20 protein-coding genes are annotated in these 17527 nt (G+C 57.1%); 15 read left to right on the top strand and 5 right to left on the bottom strand.

Features of this window, described 5'->3' with window-relative positions:
- Positions 1–238: 238 nt before the first annotated feature.
- From VI895_02340 to VI895_02320, 5 genes are all read left to right on the top strand, one after another.
- Complete coding sequence (locus tag VI895_02340) at positions 239–784, top strand: response regulator (protein HLG18638.1); 546 nt, start codon at positions 239–241, stop codon at positions 782–784.
- The gene (locus VI895_02335; protein HLG18637.1) at positions 781–1722 is read left to right on the top strand and encodes a diguanylate cyclase; all 942 of its coding nucleotides are present in this window, start codon (positions 781–783) and stop codon (positions 1720–1722) included. Before VI895_02340 ends, VI895_02335 begins: the two co-directional genes overlap by 4 nt.
- A complete protein-coding gene (locus tag VI895_02330) occupies positions 1719–2534 on the top strand; it encodes an EAL domain-containing protein (protein HLG18636.1) in 816 nt (271 codons plus the stop codon). The genes VI895_02335 and VI895_02330 overlap by 4 nt, the downstream gene beginning before the upstream one ends.
- A gap of 202 nt (positions 2535–2736) precedes the next feature.
- On the top strand, positions 2737–3009 hold the full coding sequence (locus VI895_02325) for a type II toxin-antitoxin system Phd/YefM family antitoxin (GenBank protein ID HLG18635.1): 273 nt from the start codon (positions 2737–2739) through the stop codon (positions 3007–3009).
- Entirely contained in the window at positions 3000–3284 is a 285-nt protein-coding gene (locus tag VI895_02320) for a type II toxin-antitoxin system RelE/ParE family toxin (GenBank protein ID HLG18634.1), read from the top strand. Before VI895_02325 ends, VI895_02320 begins: the two co-directional genes overlap by 10 nt.
- 39 nt (positions 3285–3323) lie before the next feature.
- Here VI895_02320 and VI895_02315 read toward each other — a convergent pair whose 3' ends face one another.
- Genes VI895_02315 through VI895_02305 form a run of 3 tightly spaced genes read right to left on the bottom strand, consistent with a single transcriptional unit; the run spans position 3324 to position 7189 of the window.
- Positions 3324–3716 carry a response regulator gene (locus tag VI895_02315; protein HLG18633.1) on the bottom strand — a complete coding sequence of 131 codons (393 nt, stop codon included), beginning with the start codon at positions 3714–3716 and terminating at the stop codon, positions 3324–3326.
- Positions 3716–6292 (bottom strand): PAS domain S-box protein, encoded by a 2577-nt coding sequence (locus tag VI895_02310; GenBank protein ID HLG18632.1) that lies wholly within the window; start codon positions 6290–6292, stop codon positions 3716–3718. Before VI895_02310 ends, VI895_02315 begins: the two co-directional genes overlap by 1 nt.
- A gap of 48 nt (positions 6293–6340) precedes the next feature.
- Positions 6341–7189 (bottom strand): undecaprenyl-diphosphate phosphatase, encoded by an 849-nt coding sequence (locus VI895_02305; GenBank protein HLG18631.1) that lies wholly within the window; start codon positions 7187–7189, stop codon positions 6341–6343.
- A gap of 139 nt (positions 7190–7328) precedes the next feature.
- Here VI895_02305 and rfbB point away from each other — a divergent pair, with 139 nt between their 5' ends.
- Genes rfbB through rfbD form a run of 4 tightly spaced genes read left to right on the top strand, consistent with a single transcriptional unit; the run spans position 7329 to position 10714 of the window.
- On the top strand, positions 7329–8366 hold the full coding sequence (gene rfbB / locus VI895_02300) for a dTDP-glucose 4,6-dehydratase (protein HLG18630.1): 1038 nt from the start codon (positions 7329–7331) through the stop codon (positions 8364–8366).
- Positions 8363–9247 carry a glucose-1-phosphate thymidylyltransferase RfbA gene (rfbA, locus tag VI895_02295; GenBank protein ID HLG18629.1) on the top strand — a complete coding sequence of 295 codons (885 nt, stop codon included), beginning with the start codon at positions 8363–8365 and terminating at the stop codon, positions 9245–9247. The genes rfbB and rfbA overlap by 4 nt, the downstream gene beginning before the upstream one ends.
- Positions 9241–9786, top strand: a complete 546-nt coding sequence (rfbC, locus tag VI895_02290) for a dTDP-4-dehydrorhamnose 3,5-epimerase (protein HLG18628.1) — start codon at positions 9241–9243, stop codon at positions 9784–9786. The genes rfbA and rfbC overlap by 7 nt, the downstream gene beginning before the upstream one ends.
- 13 nt (positions 9787–9799) lie before the next feature.
- Positions 9800–10714 (top strand): dTDP-4-dehydrorhamnose reductase, encoded by a 915-nt coding sequence (gene rfbD / locus VI895_02285; GenBank protein HLG18627.1) that lies wholly within the window; start codon positions 9800–9802, stop codon positions 10712–10714.
- Positions 10715–10717: 3 nt separating this feature from the next.
- Here rfbD and VI895_02280 read toward each other — a convergent pair whose 3' ends face one another.
- Together VI895_02280 and VI895_02275 are read right to left on the bottom strand one after the other, a co-directional pair.
- On the bottom strand, positions 10718–12445 hold the full coding sequence (locus tag VI895_02280) for a CxxxxCH/CxxCH domain-containing protein (protein ID HLG18626.1): 1728 nt from the start codon (positions 12443–12445) through the stop codon (positions 10718–10720).
- 79 nt (positions 12446–12524) lie between these two features.
- Positions 12525–13043, bottom strand: a complete 519-nt coding sequence (locus tag VI895_02275) for a hypothetical protein (GenBank protein HLG18625.1) — start codon at positions 13041–13043, stop codon at positions 12525–12527.
- 90 nt (positions 13044–13133) lie between these two features.
- Here VI895_02275 and VI895_02270 point away from each other — a divergent pair, with 90 nt between their 5' ends.
- From VI895_02270 to VI895_02245, 6 genes are all read left to right on the top strand, one after another.
- Positions 13134–14012, top strand: coding sequence for a class I SAM-dependent methyltransferase (locus VI895_02270; GenBank protein ID HLG18624.1), 879 nt, complete (start codon positions 13134–13136; stop codon positions 14010–14012).
- Positions 14009–14827 (top strand): uridine kinase, encoded by an 819-nt coding sequence (locus tag VI895_02265; GenBank protein HLG18623.1) that lies wholly within the window; start codon positions 14009–14011, stop codon positions 14825–14827. Before VI895_02270 ends, VI895_02265 begins: the two co-directional genes overlap by 4 nt.
- 20 nt (positions 14828–14847) lie before the next feature.
- Positions 14848–15678 carry a uridylate kinase gene (locus VI895_02260; GenBank protein ID HLG18622.1) on the top strand — a complete coding sequence of 277 codons (831 nt, stop codon included), beginning with the start codon at positions 14848–14850 and terminating at the stop codon, positions 15676–15678.
- On the top strand, positions 15675–16484 hold the full coding sequence (locus tag VI895_02255; protein HLG18621.1) for an ABC transporter ATP-binding protein: 810 nt from the start codon (positions 15675–15677) through the stop codon (positions 16482–16484). Before VI895_02260 ends, VI895_02255 begins: the two co-directional genes overlap by 4 nt.
- The gene (locus tag VI895_02250; protein HLG18620.1) at positions 16481–17272 is read left to right on the top strand and encodes an ABC transporter permease; all 792 of its coding nucleotides are present in this window, start codon (positions 16481–16483) and stop codon (positions 17270–17272) included. The genes VI895_02255 and VI895_02250 overlap by 4 nt, the downstream gene beginning before the upstream one ends.
- 1 nt (position 17273) lies before the next feature.
- Positions 17274–17527 (top strand): hypothetical protein (locus tag VI895_02245; GenBank protein ID HLG18619.1); only part of this gene is annotated, 254 nt, incomplete at its 3' end.

Here is a 17527-nt window from a genome sequence, read left to right as displayed (position 1 = left end):
CTTTTTTTTGTTCGTCACAGGCGCGTCCATTCGATCGCTTCCCTGTCCTACGAAGCGTTAACGAAAAACAATTGGCATTTAAGGTACTTGCGGCTCTCCCCAGACGGATGCGGCAGGCGTGTCCACCGATCATCGCCCGAGAGACGAGCGTTCGATGTCTCACCTCCGGTTCACCCGTCCGACACTGGAACGTTTTATAATGAAACGGCGTTCATCACCCCATGAAGGGAGGGATCAAATGTCAGAACAGTCCTCGAAGGCCCTGGAGACGATCACCGAAGAACGAAGTCCCGCTTCCGCGCATACCGAGCATTTTCCCGTCACGACCCCCAAGAAGAAATCGGAGCCTCCTTTGATCTTGCTGGTCGAGGACAATCCCGCCGACGTTCAGCTCTTGGTGGAGGCCTTCCGGGAAAGCAAGTTCGATTACCATCTTCGGGTGGCCAACAACGGAGCCGTGGCGATGCAGTATTTGCGAATGAAGGGCACGTATCACCAGGCGAAAACACCCGACCTGATCATTTTGGATCTCAATTTGCCCCGCAAAGACGGCCGCACCGTTTTGGCCGAGATCAAGCAAGACACCACGCTCAAGAGAATTCCGGTCATCATCCTGAGCGTCTCTCAGGCGGAAGAGGACATTTTGATGAGCTACGAGCTCAGCGCCAACTGCTTCATCAGCAAGCCGGTCGATCTCAATGATTTCATGGCTGCGGTAAAGCAGATTCGGGAATTCTGGCTTTCCACCGTGAAGCTTCCGCCCGACTGGGGGGTTCCACATTGAATCCAGCCCCGATCCGCATATTAGCGGTCGAGGACAATCCGGGCGACGTTCGACTCCTTCAAGAGTGCCTCAAGGAGTCGAAGTATTTCCGCTATGAGGCCATGAGCGTGCCATCCGTGGCCAAATTTGCGGAAGTCGTTTCCCACAAAATTCCCGATATCATTCTGCTCGACCTCTCCCTCCCCGACGGGCAGGGGCTCGAAACGCTGAAAAAAGCGATGGCCGTCGCGCCTCGTACGCCGATTGTCGTTTTGACGGGATCGGATGACGAAGCCCTGGGGCTTCGCGCCATTCAATCCGGAGCGGAGGATTACATCCCGAAAGGTTCGCTGGACGCCCAAGTTTTAACGCGAATGATCCGATATGCCGTGGAGAGAAAACGGATCGAGGGCACCCTCGTGCAGATGGCGAAACACGATCCCCTCACGCAGCTTCCGAACCGGGGAATTTTTTCCGACCGCGTAGATCAACATATCGCACAAGCGCAGCGCAACACGACGCGCTTCGCCGTCCTTTTTATCGATCTGGACGATTTCAAAGGCGTGAATGATCGATGGGGGCATGAAACGGGAGATCAGTTGCTTATTCAGGTGGCGCGGAGGCTGGAACAGACCGTCCGCCATGTGGATACCGTCGCCCGTTTGGGAGGCGACGAGTTCACGGTTCTTCTTGCTGATATCAACGAATCTTCGGAAGCTTCCGGCGTTGCAACCAAGCTCCTTCAAGGACTCACACTCCCCTTTCAGCTCGGGGAGATCACGTACGTCGGAAAGGCCAGCATCGGAATCGCGACATACCCCGATCAAGGGCGGGACAAAGAATCGCTCCTCCGGGCGGCCGATCGTGCCATGTACCGGGCAAAAACGCGCGGCGGACGCCGATTCGAATTCTCCACTTCCTCCCCGGCGGCTCCTCCTTCCGCGGAGAAAGTCTTTTGATCGTTCCCGCCCGCCAGGCGCTCCGTCTCGTGTACCAACCTCGGGTGGTTTCTCGCACGAGGCGCGTCGTGGGAGCGGAGGCCTTGTTGCGCTCCGGGCTTCCTGGATTTCGAGGAGTCTCGCCGGAACGCTTGATCTCCAACGCCGAACGATCGGGATCCATCTTTCGGTTGAGCGAATGGGTCATGCACACGGCCTGCGCGGATGCGATGACTTGGGCGGGCAAAGGCGGCGCTTTCATGGCGATCTCGGTCAACGTCACGGCGCCCGAAGTTCACCAGCCGAGTTTTGTCGACGATATTTTACGCACGGTGAAGGCCGCGCGTCTGCCGCCCGATTCTTTTGAAGTCGAAATTACCGAGTCTCAGCTCCTCTCTGTGAGCCGGTCCGTGACCGACCGGCTGAGAGCGTTACGCTCTAACGGCATCCGCATCGCCGTGGACGACTTCGGAACCGGCTTCGCATCGTTTCGATACTTAAGCCAGCTTCCTATCGATACGTTGAAAATCGACCGGAGTTTCGTGATGAAACTCCCTCAATCTCTCGTGGATTCGGAAATCGTAACGGCCTGCATACATCTAGGCGACACTCTCGGCCTGACCGTGGTCGCCGAGGGAGTGGAGACGTCCGAGCAGCGCGATTTCCTGGAGGAACATGGCTGCGAGCAAGCGCAAGGATATCTCTTTGGGCGACCGATGCCGGCGAAGGATTTTCTCCGACGATGCACCATTTCCTTAGGGCGACCCCTATGCGGCGTCAGCAGTAACGACGCGCTAAATCGATCAATCGATCGATATCGACAGGCTTCGTGATGGTCTCTACCACCTTTCTGTCCGCGCCGGGGGCCATGGCCCCCATCCCTTCCTGAACTCCTCCTCTCTTGTTTCAGTGAGTGCCTATCGGCCATGAGCGAAACAAACCGGAGGCTTCCCGTTCGTCGTTTCTGGAAACCGCGTTCATCGATGCCAGGCGAGACTCTTGACAGATACGTACGTAAAAGCGTACGCTTTGAATATGACAATCCCGAAAGTTAAGTCGGCAACCGTATTTAGAAATGACCTCTACGAGACTCTCAAGGAAGTGGGGAACGGCACCCCTTACCTCGTAACCCAAAAGGATGGCGACCCTGTGGTCCTGATCTCGCAAACGGAATACAACCGCCTGCTCGCTGAACAGGTTGTGCTGCGAAATATCGCGGCAGGCGTCGCCGATCTTGAATCCGGGAAGGTCGTGCCTCACAAGACTGCGGTATCTCGCCTTCGAAAATTACAAGAAAAGTGGAAATAGTCTGGTCGAAAGCGGCTTTGCAGCGTGTCGAGGCTATCGGTGTATTTATCGCTAAAGATTCTCCCCCATCTGCCTCAAAATTCATTGACCAGTTAATTCATTCCGTCGATCGGTTGATCCGGCATCCTCTTTCGGGATCCGTCGTTCCTGAAAATGTTGCTTTTCGGGAAGTCGTTTTCAAGAAGTACCGAGTTATCTATCGCTTAATGGGCGAAACCGTTCAGGTCGTAACTGTGATTTCCCCTGGACTTGAGACAGATAAGCTTCTCAAATAGGAGGAATAACCATTTCCTTAGGGCGACCCCTATGCGGCGTCAGCAGTAACGACGCGCTAAATCGATCAATCGATCGATATCGACAGGCTTCGTGATGGTCTCAGCCACCTTTCTGCCCGCGATTTTTTCTTTCGCCCGGCCGTCGCCCGATAGCACGACGACCGGCGTGTCCGCCGCGCCCGGTATGCGCCGAATCTCGTCCATGAATTGAATGCCGTCCATATTCGGCATCATGAGATCCAGAATAATGAGACACGGTCGATAACCGTTCTTGATTCGCCGGAGAGCGTCCATTCCATGTTCGGCCATCTCCGCGGCGAACCCCTCCATCTTAAACAGCTCCGCCAGCGCCAGACGAATCGTCGGATCGTCCTCCAAGACCAGAATGCTTTTACCGTGTGCGGGATCCTCCCTCTGTGTTTCGCGGGGCACTAGACCTGTGCCTCGTCCGATCTTACCGGCGCGAACGGATCGGCCCGGGGAATGCAGTGGCGAGGAAGCTCAATTACGAATGTAGAACCATGCCCCAACCGACTTTCCACATGGATGCGCCCGCCGTGGGCATCGATAACCTGCCGGACAATGAATAAACCCAAACCGAGACCGCTCTGAGAGCTTCCCGCAACGGCGCGATGAAAGCGGTGAAAGATGAGGTCGAGTTGGTCGGGAGGTATACCGATCCCCTGGTCCCGAATCTTCAGGCGAACGCTCGATCCATCTCCTTCGAGCTCGACCTCGATCGGTTTCCCCGCCCCGTATTTCAAGGCGTTGGAGAGAAGATTCGTGATGGCCTGGTCGATGCGGAGGCGATCCCAGGTTCCCTCAACCCGATCGGGCAAGGTTAGGGAGAAGTCAATTTGCGAACTCTCCGCCTCTTTTCGAAAGCGATCGACGGCCTCCTGTACCACGGAGCAAAGATCGACCGGTTCCACGTTCAGCTTGAAGCGGCCGGCGGTGATTCGGGACACATCCAGCAGGCTTTCCAAAAGCGCTGTGAGACGCTGGATCTGCGCTTGCGCCCCCTTGAGTTTGGATTTCAATTCCGATCCGTCTTGGCCGCTCTGTTTTCGCAAGAGTCGGTCGAGAAGCTGTAGTTCCAGGTGTAGACCGGTCAAAGGGGTTCGAAGTTCGTGGGACGCGATGGCCAGGAATTCATCCCGAAGGTGAATCGCCTCCTCGGCCTTCGCCAACTGGGTTCGTTGCTCCTCCGACCGTTTCTTGTCCGTCACGTCCCGAATCGCCGCGGTGACCAATAGACCTTCTTCGGTTTGCAGCGGACTCAGGCTGACTTCAACGGGAAATTCCGTTCCGTCCTTTCGAAGGCCCCAAAGCGGTCGATTTTCGCCCCCCATAGGCCGCGCTCTCGGGTCGGAGGCGTAGTCCTCTCGATGACCGTGGTGAGCCGATCGGTAACGTTCCGGAATTAATCTTTCCACGAGCATGCCGATCAATTCGCTCTTGGAATATCCAAAAACCGTCTCCACTTGGGCATTTGTCAGAACGATTTTCCCTTCTTTGTCGGCGATGACCATGGCGTCGGGCGCCGCTTCCAAAACTCGCCGGAATTTCTCCTCGGCCTGTTTTTGCGACGTGATATCCCGTCCTTCGGCCAAGATATAGCGCAGTTGCCCTCCGCCGAAGACGGGGCTGAGGCTGAAGTTCAAATAGAGTATTCGGTTCCCCGCAATTTGAATCCGTTCGTCATAATTGACCGGAATTCCTCGCGCGGCGTCCGAAAGCCCTCGTTTCACCCGGGCATGAACTTCCGGATCAAATTTAAACCACGGTCCGTCGAGAAGTCTCATTTGAGACAGTTCGCTCCAGGAGTAACCCGAGGCCCGCAAGGCCGCTTCATTCACCATCAGAATCCGGCTGTCGGGCGCGAGCTTCGCGTTGAACGTCGACATGTGATCCACATATTCTTTCAGCTCCTCCTGGGCGTGCGATGCGGCTCGTTCCAATTCCCGAAGTGTTTCGTTGATCCGGCGGAGTTCCGCCGTACGTTCTTCGACGCGTTGGCCCAACTCCTCGTGGGACTTCTCCAAATTGGTGATGGCCTCGCGGCGTTCAGCCGTTGTCGCGGCGGACGTCAATCCCGTCAGAGCGAGGATACCCAGGAAGAGATTGAGTCGGAGGAGCCCTTCGTTCAAATGTTCAACTACGGCGGGCCCGTAACCGAGATACGTGTTGTAAATCGACACGGCCGACAATAGAAAAATGGTCGCCGTCGCTCCCCGGGGACCAAAGCGGAGAGCCGCCCAAAGGACGATAGGGAAAAGAAAATACATTTTCGGGAATCGAAGCTGATGACCCAGCGAGATATCGTCAAAGACCACGCCGAGGATGAACGTGGTCACGACAACGAGTGCCAGAATTTCAAAATACGTCCGGATCGGGCGCCGAAACGAGGGCGCTTTCGACCACGTAAGAAGAAGGGGCGTCACCAGCAAATTGCCCAGTGCATCCCCCACCCACCACGCCGTCCACGTCGCTTGCACCGCCGTTTCCCGAATTTGTCCCGTCAGCCATAAGCTCCCGGCACCGATGCTCGCGCTGATGAGCGTACTGCCGAGGGCAGCCACGACGATGAAGGCTCCGACCTGACGGACACGATTCATCTCCCTTTGGAAATCGGTCATGCGCGACAGGATCGACGTGGCGACAATACAGGAAAGCGTATTGCCGACGGCTATCCCGCCCGCCGTCAGATATGGAGCCCCCTGCCAGAGATTGGCCACGAAGGCTGCCAACATGACGGCCGGCCCGAGCGCCACGCCGAAAATCAACGTGAAGGCCAAGGCGATTCCCGAAGGCGCCCAGACGAGCGTGGCGTAGTTCGACACCGCGTCCAGACGCAACCCCCAATGGGCGGTCACGACATAGGCGCTGAACAAGATTATGCCCGCGAGAAAGCGGGCCAGGGTACTGTGCGGCGATCCGGCAGAAGGCATTGTACTTACGAGGTCATTCGTATATCGAGCGCCGACGCCGGCGTCAAAGATCGCCATCGGTTCGGCGGGCCCGCTCCATCTACGCGCGTCTGGAGCAGATTCGGCCTAACGAGACCAAACCAGAGCGAGCGAGAAAATGGCCATGGCCCAGCAGTAATACGCGAAGCCGATGAGTTTTCCCCCCCGAATCCATCCCAGCAGAAGTTTGAGCGTAACGGCCCCCAAGACAAACGAAAGGATGAATCCCGCCACGGCGCCGGCAACCGGCACGCCTAAAGAATCTACTTTGCGCGACTCCAGGAGAACCGCACCGGCGATAGCGGGAAGAGAAACCAGAAACGAATACTCTCCGGCGAAACGACGGTCAAAACCCAAGAGGAGAGCGCAAGCGATCGTCGTACCCGAGCGCGAGATAGCGGGAACGATCGCCACACCCTGAGCCAAACCAATCCAAACGGCATCCAAGAGCGTCGCCCGAGTTTCCGTCTTGATGTTTTGAGGAGAGGATGGATCTCCACGGCGGCGAGATAAAAAAAGAACGATCCCCGTAAAGGCGAACTGCCACCAGAGGTCGTCCAGGATCGAGAACTGTTTCTCAAAATAATCGTGAAAGCCTACGCCGATCGCACCCGTCACGATCGTCGACACAAGAATCAGGAGCACGACCCACGCCTGCGGGTCTTGTTGGACCGCGGCTGTTCGATCCCGGACGAGATTTCGGAAAAACTTCGGCAGGCGAAACGTCGCTGAGACAAGTTCGAGTACCTGTTTGCGAAGGATGAGAATCGTCGCGAGCAATGTCGCGAGATGCAGTAGGACGTCGTACGCGAGAGGAGAGTCCTTCATTCCGAAGAGCTGTTGGGCCAAGACCAAATGGCCTGAACTGGAGATCGGTAGAAACTCGGTAAGCCCCTGGATCGCTCCTAAGATCGCACCTTCTAAACCGGATATCATTCGCTCTAGAAACTATCGGTGATGGCCGATCCGGACAAGAGGAGACATTACCTCTCGGACTCGGAATTTACCTCCAATTGGCGTAGTATCCCGCCCCGCAAAGGCGCGGAAGCGGATGGCACGAATCAAGAGAATTTTAGTGACCGGAGGGTTGGGGTTTATCGGGTCCAATTACGTCCGATATCTCATCGATCATGACCTGGCGGAAGAGATCACGGTTCTCGACAAATTGACGTACGCCGGTTGCTGCAACAACTTTGAGCCTCGGCATCGGGCCAGAATCGACCTGGTTCGCGGGGACATTTGCAACGCGAAAGCCGTCCTCGCCGCGCTGATTCCGAACCGAAAAGGAATGTTCCCGGTCGAAGCGATCGTCCACTTCGCGGCCGAGTCCCACGTGGACCGGTCGATCTTGGACGGGTCTCCTTTCGTTCAAACAAACGTCCTCGGAACACACACTTTGCTCGTATGTGCAACTACGTATTTCACCGAACTGAAGGACTCGGAGCGCGAACGATTCCGGTTCATCAACGTCTCCACGGACGAGGTGTACGGAACGTTAGGTCCAGCCGGCTATTTTTCCGAAAGTTCCCCTCTCCTTCCGAACTCCCCATACAGCGCCGCAAAGGCCGGAGCGGACAGCCTGGCGCGCGCGTATTATCAGACGCACAAACTCCCCGTGGTCACGACGCGCTGTTCGAACAATTACGGACCCTTTCAGTTTCCGGAAAAATTCATTCCGGTGGTCATTTTGAATGCGCTGTCGGACCGGCCGATTCCCGTTTACGCGAAAGGGGAGAACGTCCGCGACTGGATCCACGTATCCGACCACTGCGCCGGGATTCAAAGAACCCTCGAATCGGGCAAGATAGGAGAGGTTTATAATTTTGGCGGGGAATCGGAGAGACGAAACATCGATTTGGCCAAGGAAATCTTGGCCGTTTTGAAAAAGCCGGAATCGTTGATTCGCTTTGTGGAAGACCGAAAGGGGCACGACTTCCGCTACGCCATCAAACTCGGCAAGGCGCGCGAGCTTGGATGGCGCCCACAAATTACTTTGGAAGAGGGCTTGCGAAAGACCGTGGAGTGGTATCGGGACAACCGAAAATGGTGGACGGCCATTCAAGGCGGCAAATATCAAGAGTTGACCGATTGGAAGGTCCGGGAGGCAACGTGAAAGGAATTATTTTGGCCGGAGGATCCGGGACGCGGCTTTATCCCGTCACTCGGGCGACGGGAAAACAGCTCCTCCCGGTGTACGACAAACCGTTGATCTATTATCCGCTGTCCGTCCTGATGTTGAGCGGAATCCGCGACATTCTCATTATCTCCACGCCTCAAGATCTCCCCCGTTTTCGGGAGTTGCTCGGGTCCGGGGAGGATATCGGCGTCCGCTTTTCCTACAGCGAACAGCCGAAACCGGAAGGAATCGCCCAGGCGTTTCTGATCGGGGAAGATTTCATCCACCGAGAGCCGGTGGCGCTGGTCCTGGGAGATAATATTTTCTACGGCTCCGGCTTGAGCAAACTTCTTCGGGAAGCCGCCCAGAAAAAAGAGGGGGCTACGGTTTTCGGGTATTCGGTCCGCGACCCGGAACGCTACGGCGTCGTCGAAATGAACAAAGAGGGCAAAGCTCTGAGCCTCGAAGAGAAACCGAAAAAACCGAAATCCAGCTTGGCCGTCACGGGACTCTATTTTTACGACCGCCGCGTCGTTGAACTCACACGAAACCTCAAGCCTTCGGGGAGGGGCGAACTCGAGATCACCGATTTGAACAACGCTTATTTGAAGCTCGGACTCCTCAAGGTGGTCGTGTTCGGCCGAGGAACCGCCTGGCTCGACACGGGGACTCACGACTCCCTCCTCGATGCTTCCAACTACATCGCCACGCTCGAACGAAGGCAGGGGGAAAAGGTGGCCTGCCCCGAGGAGGTGGCCTGGCGGCAGGGCTGGATCACGCATGAACAACTGGTCCGATTGGCCACACCGTTGGCCAAGACAGGATACGGCCGATACCTTCTCCAGCTCGCGGAGCACGATTCAGAACGAACATGGTAGTAACTCCAACATCGTTGAAGGACGTTCTCATCCTTGAACCGAAACTCTTCAAGGATTTCCGCGGCTCTTTTTTTGAAGTCTGGAGCGACCAACCGTACCGGGAGGCAGGCGTCACCGGTCCGTTCGTTCAGGACAATCTCAGTCACTCGGTTCGGAATACGCTGCGCGGCCTCCATTTTCAGGAACCGCACGGTCAGGGGAAACTGGTTATCGTCCCTGCGGGAGCCGTCCTCGACGTAGCGGTGGATGTTCGAAAAGGGAGTCCGACGTTTAACCGATGGGTGGCGGTGGAAATGTCGGCGGAAAACCGACGTCAGCTATGGATTCCCAAGGGGTTTGCGCACGGCTTCGCCGTTCTCAGTGAAACAGCCACCGTCTATTATAAGTGTACCGACGTCTACCATCCCGAATGCGAACAGACGGTCCGATGGAACGATCCCGATCTCGCCATCGACTGGCCGCTGAAGAACCCCATCCTTTCGGCAAAAGACGGAGCTGCCCCCGCACTTCGCGAGATTTCAGGGCTCCCGAAGTTCTGACCGGGAAAAGAAAATGAAGATTCTCCTCCTCGGGAAAACAGGTCAGGTGGGGAACGCCATACAACCGAAACTTGGTCGGTTCGGTGAAGTGGTTGCTCTCGGCCGGTCCGATATCGACCTGCGGGATCTTTCAGAGCTAACGAAGGTATTGGATCGAGGGGCGCCTGACGGGATTGTCAATGCAGCCGCGTATACCAATGTCGAGCAGGCGGAAACCGAGGTCGATCTGGCGTTTCACTTAAACGCCGAACTCCCGCGCGTTCTCGCCGGGTGGTGCCAAAAGAAGGGCGCACTCCTCGTGCATTACTCCACCGATTACGTTTTCGACGGCTCCGGTTCCCGCCCTTGGCGGGAGGAGGATCCGGCCGGCCCGCTCAATGCCTACGGCCGATCCAAACTCGAAGGCGAAAAAGCGATTGTGCGGTCGGCCTGCCGCCATCTCATTTTCCGAACATCCTGGGTTTACTCCGACCGGCGGAGTAATTTTCTTCGCACGATGTTGCGGCTGGGATGCGAGCGCGCCGAACTGCGGGTGGTGCAGGATCAGATCGGCGCCCCCACGTCCGCTGAAACCATCGCCGACGGCACGATCCAAGCCTTGTCGGCCGAGAAGAAGCCGACGGGAATTTATCATCTGACCTCTACCGGCGAAACGAGCTGGTACGGATTCACGTTGGCGATCGTCGAAGAGGCGAGAAAACTTCGTTTCCCGCTCATCGTGGAGCGCGTAACCCCCATTTCGTCCGAGGAATACGTAACGAAGGCGGCTCGTCCCAAAAACTCGCGTCTTGCTTTGGACAAAATCCATGAGGTGTTCCAAGTCGTTCCTCCCGACTGGAAAGCAGCCCTTTCGTCGACTCTTCACATCATGGACCCGAAAGAGTTTGCCCTAACCAACCGGCTGTCCCGTCCGGCCCAGGGGGATTAAGGTTCACCACCAAGGGTGGCAGCCGCTGGTGGCGCAATAGGCGTAATTGACGTCGAGTTGGCCGTTGATGTGGAGCGACGTATCCCCGATGTTTCCGTTGTCATCCATCACAGGAGCGTGGCAATTCGTACAGGCCTCGTTCTGCCAGGTCTCAAAATGAAAACTATGCTCGTTCGTCTGGGGAGGGAGCATATGGCAGCTGTTGCATTGCACCTGTGTCCCGTCGACCTGTGTCCAGACGGGCGCACTCGCGTATCCGGGTGTGCCGGTGAAAGGAGGAAAATGACAATAGGTGTTCGTGCACTTGCCGGTGACGCGGTTCCACGCCGGCGGAATCGTGGGCCGGAATTTTCCGGCCAGCGGGCCAAACGCCACATCGGCCGGGCGTGCGACATCGATATGCCCCGCTGCATCCACACTCGCCGGCACAACGTGACATTCGCCACAGGGAACCGCGACGCGCAGCGCCCCGTCCACAAGATGCGCCTGATGGGCGCCTACGCCGATCGCCGTTGTATTCGAATTTCCGGAAAGATCGTTCGGAGGCGCATCGTTTGTCGCGTTCCCATGACAGCTGTTGCAGGGGAACGTGTTTTCGTCATCCACATCGACGGAGCCGTTGATGTGCTTTGCCTTGTCGAGGATCGTGACATCATCCGACGCAACGACGGTCGAGTGGCAACTTGAACATCGCGTGGACCGGGTCGGGTGTGAGGGGGACCAAGGAGGATATCCGTGGCAAGAACCGCACTGCTCCTGCGAACCGCCGACTGTGGTCCAGACCGGCGCGAGCAAGCGGCTCGGGTTCAGATCGTCCGGATCGGGGTTGTGACAGTACGTATCCGAACAGGTCGAACCGTCCCACCCGGGCGCCGATCCACCCGTCCGAGCGAGCGCTCCAAACGTAACTTCCGCCGGCAGATCATTGTCGTAGTGTCCGGGATCGTCCGCAGACGTCGGCACGATGTGACATTCGTTGCAGGCCACGACGTTTGAAATTCGTCCGGCGGCGACATGTGATTGATGCGCTCCCACACCGCGCAGCGCCGTCGACGTGCCACCGGTAACGGAAACGGGCGGCGCCGGATTTGCCTCCGAACCATGACAGTACGTACAGGCCAAATCGGCCGCCACATCCACATGTCCGTTGATGTGAAGGCCAGCGTCAATGATGTTTCCCGACGTGCCGACAATCGCCGTATGGCAAAGAGAACAATTGGAATTTTGGGGATGCGGCGAAGGCGGCGGGAATCCGTGACAACTCCCACAGGTCGATTGCGAACCGTCCACGGTCGTCCAGATGGGGTCTGTGTGAGATCCACCTTTCAATGTGCCGCCGTGGCAATAAACGTTTGTACAAGCGGTTCCGTCCCACGCCGGCGCGGATCCGTTCGTTTGCGCTCGTTCACCCAACGTAATCTCCGCGGGAAGCGGGCTGTCCATATGCCCCGGATCTGCGGGCTGTTCGGGAACAACGTGACAATCCAGACACTCCAGCGGTGTTGTGAGAGCCGTATTCAAATGGGCCTGATGCGCCCCCACTCCGGCGGCGGAGGTTTCCGTGTTTCCGCGCGTGTCTCGCGGAGGCGCGGAATTGTCTGCGGACCCGTGGCACGCCCTGCAAACATCCACGATCCTGGAACTGCTTTCGCCCGATTGACCTGTCTCGTCACCCGGTGTAGCGCAACCAAGCCCCAGCAAGAGGAGGGGAATGACAAACCGAATCTGCATCGATTCGATGATGCCGCGCTACAGCATGTTTACGCATGATCGAAGTCATGTTCTGGCCCCGTTTCGGATCCGCGGCGAACTACAGCTTAAAATAAACGGCGAATTGCGCCGGGATATGGAACAGGTGATAGGTCCCGTCCCCCGTACCGAGGTCGTACCGAACCTGCAATCCGATCGCGACTGAATTGCTGAGCAGAAAATTGATCCCCGGACCCACGCCGAAATCAAACAAATCCGCTCCCGCTACATGGGCATACCCGATCGCCACCTGAAAATAGGGGAGAACTCGGCTGTGTGTCGGCCAGTACGCCTTGAGATTGGGAAGGAAACGAAATCCGTTTTCACCGCCGAGATGTTCCACTTCGACCTCTAAACCGGGAGCGAGGATGTCGTTTAAAAAATAATTCACTCCAAGGTTGAATTTGACCCGCTCGTCCTCAAAATCGCCTCGAAGGATATCCGCGTCGAAGGAAAAGGCTGTTTCGATGTCTCCGGTACCCACACTGTAACTGTCATGGCTCACCAGGGGCGTCGTCGTGGAAGCCTGCGCGGAGCCACAAAGAGCGATCACTGCCACGATCCATAGAATCGATTTCATCGTTGACCTCCTCAAGAAGTTTGGAGGGCGATCGTAATCAAATCGAGTCCGTCGGCAAGTATTTCGGCAACTCCCGAAGACTCCCGAAGAGTGCTTGACGTCTTTGCCGCAATGGGTTACCCCGCACGGCTCACGATGGAAGGCCCCGGCGCGGAAAGAAGCGGTTTTTCGTTCGACGAACAAGCGGCCTCGTTTGACGCCCGAGCCGGCCTTTCGAACGCCGTCGCCCGGGAAGTCGCCTCCGCTGTCGTGGAGCTCGGACGCGTGAGGGAGGGTGATTCACTGGTTGAAATCGGCGCGGGAACCGGCGAACTGGGTTGTTGGCTCAGCCGCCCCGGCATCCATTATTACGGTATCGATAGCTCGCTGGCGATGCTCGAAAAATTTCGCTCCCGTCTCGATCCGTCCGCTTCGGCCAAGCTGATTTGCGTGAACGCCGACTTGGAGTGGCCGATCGAGAATGGCCGCGCGAGGCTGATCTTCGGATCGCGCGTTTTCCATTTGTTGAACCCACGACATGTCGTCCAGGAGTCGTGGCGCGTGGCCCACCCGGACGGGGCGACCTTATTGATGGGCAAAGTGAAGCGATCCCGCGATTCCATAAAGTTTCAAATCCGCGAGAAAATGCGGGAACTCTTGGAAGAACATCGGATTCCCCCCCGAGCTTCCGATCGCCAACGACGCCAACTACTGGAACACGCGGCCGCCGAAGGGGGTGAAATCATCGAGTCCGTTGACGTGGCCGCCTGGAACGCGAGACCGCGGCCGATCGATTCGATCCAGTCCTGGCGAGACAAAGAATCGATGGGGGGAATCATCCCACCCAAAGAGATCAAAACGAAAATCTTGCGCGAACTTGAGGAATGGGCGAATAAAATGTTCGGCGATTTGAGGGGGGAATTTCCCACGGAAGAAAAATACGTGCTCGAGGGGATACGCATTTCGGGCCGGAGGAGAACCGCATCATGAACGCAGATGTTCTGACCGATCTTGGAAAGCAGCTGATCACCGGTTCGTTGACGGACGAGGAGCTTTTAAACGTCACGACGGCCCACCGGATCGTCCCGATATTACCGGACGCCAACGTCATTAAATTCGGCGGCCAGAGTGTGATCGACCGCGGTCGTTCGGCCGTCTTTCCGCTCATCGAAGAGATCGTCGAGAATCTTCCCAAGCACAAACTGATCATCGGCACCGGCGCGGGAACGCGCGCCCGGCACGCCTATAGCGTGGGCCTGGATCTCGGACTGCCGACCGGCGTGCTCAGTGTTTTGGGAACCTTCGTCAGCATGCAAAACGCCCGGATGATCCATTATTTGCTGGCCAAGCACGGCATCCCGTTCATCGAGCCGGCGCAATTCCCGCAGCTTCCTCTTTATCTCGAAGAGCGCCGTGGCGCCGTCTTTTTTGGAATGCCGCCCTACACGTTCTGGCAGCAGAACCCCGCGATCGGGCGAATTCCTCCGCATCGCACCGATACGGGCGCGTACCTGATCGCCGAAGTGTTCGGTGCGCGAAGCATGATCTTTATCAAGGACGAAAAAGGTCTCTACACGGCCGATCCCAAGAAAGACAAAGGGGCGAAATTTATACCGGAAATTTCGGTCGCCGAACTAAAGAAGCTCGATCTCAAAGACGTCGTGGTCGAGCGCGCGGTCCTCGATCTGATGGAAAACGCCGAACAGTGCCGGAAGATCCAGGTCATCAACGGATTGGTGCGAGGGAATTTAACCCGCGCCCTCAACGGCGAAAACGTCGGAACGATTATCTACAGCGACAAGTAACGGAATTGGGAGATCCTCCAATGAGCGACATGAAAAAGAATGATTTGAGACCCCATCTGGAATCGATGCTGATGCGCGAAAGCCTTCTCGACAAAGAGGTCGAAGCGAAGACCGAAACGCCGGTATTCCGAATGCTCCCCGAATCCTACGTTATCAAGGTCGGCGGGCGATCGATCTTCGACCGAGGACGGGAAGCGGTCTACCCGGTGGTGGAGGTCTTAGGCAAGGCATTCAAGGGCGGTCGACAGCTGATTATCGGCACGGGCGGCGGTGCTCGCACGCGGCATGTCTTTTCGATCGGCCTAGATCTCGGTCTGCCGACGGGCGTATTGGCCCAGCTTTCGATGGCCGATGCCTTGGGAACGGCGCACATGCTGGGTACGCTCCTTGCCCCCTACGGCGTGGTGGCGATTCCCCCCGAGATGTTCGGTCACCTTCTTCCGCTCTTTCTGAAGGTGGTCCCCGGCGTCATCTATAATGGTGTGCCCCCCTATTCGATCTGGGAGCATCCTCCGAAAGTGGGACGAATTCCTCCGCACCGGACGGATGCCGGTTGTCTGTTGCTGGCGGAGTGCTTCGGCAGCAAGTCGCTCATCCTTCTCAAAGATGTGGACGGTCTTTACGAAGAAGATCCGAGGAAAAACCCGAAAGCGAAGCTGATTCCGGAGATTCGAAGCAACGAGCTCAAAAAGAGAAATTTGGCCGCGCTTCCGTTCGACCGGGTCATGCTTGATCTGCTCGAAAACACGCGGCTCCTCAAGCGCTTCCAAGTGATCAATGGCCTCAAGCCGGAGATCATCGAAGCGGCACTGGCGGGAGAGGCCGTCGGCAGCGTCATCTATGCGCCGTGACGGTTCTGTCCCTAGCTCGGCTTAGCGCCGTCACGAAACGCTTCCAGGACGGAACGCACGCTTTAGAGGGGATTGATCTCGAAATTCAGGGCGGCGAACTCCTCGGCCTGGTCGGCTCGAACGGCTCGGGAAAAACCACGCTTCTTCGGATTCTCGCCGGCGCGAGCGGCGTTACGTCGGGTGAGTTGTATCTGTTCGGGCAACCGATTCAATCCTTTCGATCCCGCGAACTGAGACGCCGCATCGGCTTCGTTTCGCAGGATCCGGCATTGGACCCGGAAATGACGGCGGAAGAGACCCTTCGCCTTTTTTCGGTTCTTTACGCGATCCCTCGTTCCGAGAAAGCCGCCCGCATAGACCAGGTCATCACCGGCATGAATCTCCAAGATTTCTTGCCCCGCCCGGTGGCGCGCCTCTCCGGAGGACAGCGGCAGCGACTGCATCTTGCTATCTCGCTTCTGCAGCAGCCTTCGCTCTTACTTCTGGACGAACCGACGAACGCCCTGGATCCAAACGTGCGGGCGCAATTTTGGAAACTGTTGAGATCGTTTGTCACGCCGGAAACTGCCGTCGTCGTTGCAACTCACAATCTCGGCGAAGCCGAAGAGCATTTCGACCGTCTGGCGATTCTCTCTCGCGGAGTGCTTGTGACGATCGCCCGGCCCAAAGAACTTCTCTCCCGTCCCGGCCTGACGTTGGAAAAAGCGTTCTTCGATCTCACGGGTGAGGATTTGAATCCGATCGCCCAAGCTTCGGGACCAGCTGGGAAAAAGCATTCTCATCCAAGAAGGAATATGCAGTCATGAGTTCGAATTTCTTCAGCCTCTTGGGAGTCGTGGCTCTGAGAATCTGGAAGAAGACGTTGCGGCGTCCCGTCACGCTGACGTTTTCCCTGCTCCAACCATTGATCTGGATGCTCTTCTTCGGATTTTTGATGTACCGATACCCGCTGGCCGCACTCCCGAGCGGCATCGATTACGTAACTTTTCTTGCCCCCGGCATTTGCGCGATGACCGTCCTCTTCGGCGCCTCTCAAGCGGGGATCGGCGTGATTCGGGATATGCAAACCGGCTTCTTGCAGCGAATGCTGGCGACGCCGGCACCGTACTGGGCGCTGCACGTCGGTAAAATTTCAGCCGACGGCGTGCGCCTTTTGGCTCAGGCGGCGATTGTTTTAGTTCTAGCTGTCGCAATAGGCGCGTCTCTCTCGTTCTCGCCCCTCCCCTTGCTGCTCAGTTTTCTGTCCCTCTTCTTCTTCGCCATCGGGTTCGGCAGTCTCTCCTGTATCATTGCGCTGCGATCCCGCAGGCAGGAGACGCTGGCGACGTTCGTCCATGTCATCAATATGCCGCTTTTCTTCACAAGCACCGCGCTGGTTCCCCACAAACAGATGCCTTCCTGGCTCGCTACGATTGCCGCCTGGAACCCCTTGACGTTGGTCGTGGAAAGCCTCCGAGGCGCGCTGCTCTTTCAGGCCGCTCCTTCGTGGACAACGCATCAGCTCCCCGTTATTTTGCTCGCCTTGGGCCTGGTCGTCTGGGCTACGTTTGAGCTGCGGCGGGGATCAGTCATTTCAGCATGGGAGACGAAGTAATATGAAGGCAACGCCATCGCGAAAATGGGCCATCTTGGGGATCGCTTCCCTGTTCGGCCTCGCTGCACTGATCAAGTTATCCAAAACAGGGAACGCGACACGTGAACAGGAGATGCCGGAGACGATGGTGTTCGCCGCCGCAAGTCTTCGAGATGTGATGCATGACGTCGGTTCGGCTTTTCAGCTGAAACACAGGAACCGTATCAATTTCAATATCGCGGCTTCCAACGATTTAGCTCACCAGATTACGGCGGG

This window comes from Bdellovibrionota bacterium, assembly GCA_035292885.1.
GTDB lineage: Bacteria > Bdellovibrionota_G > JALEGL01 > JALEGL01 > DATDPG01 > DATDPG01.
This window is presented reverse-complemented; position numbering and strand designations above follow the sequence as displayed.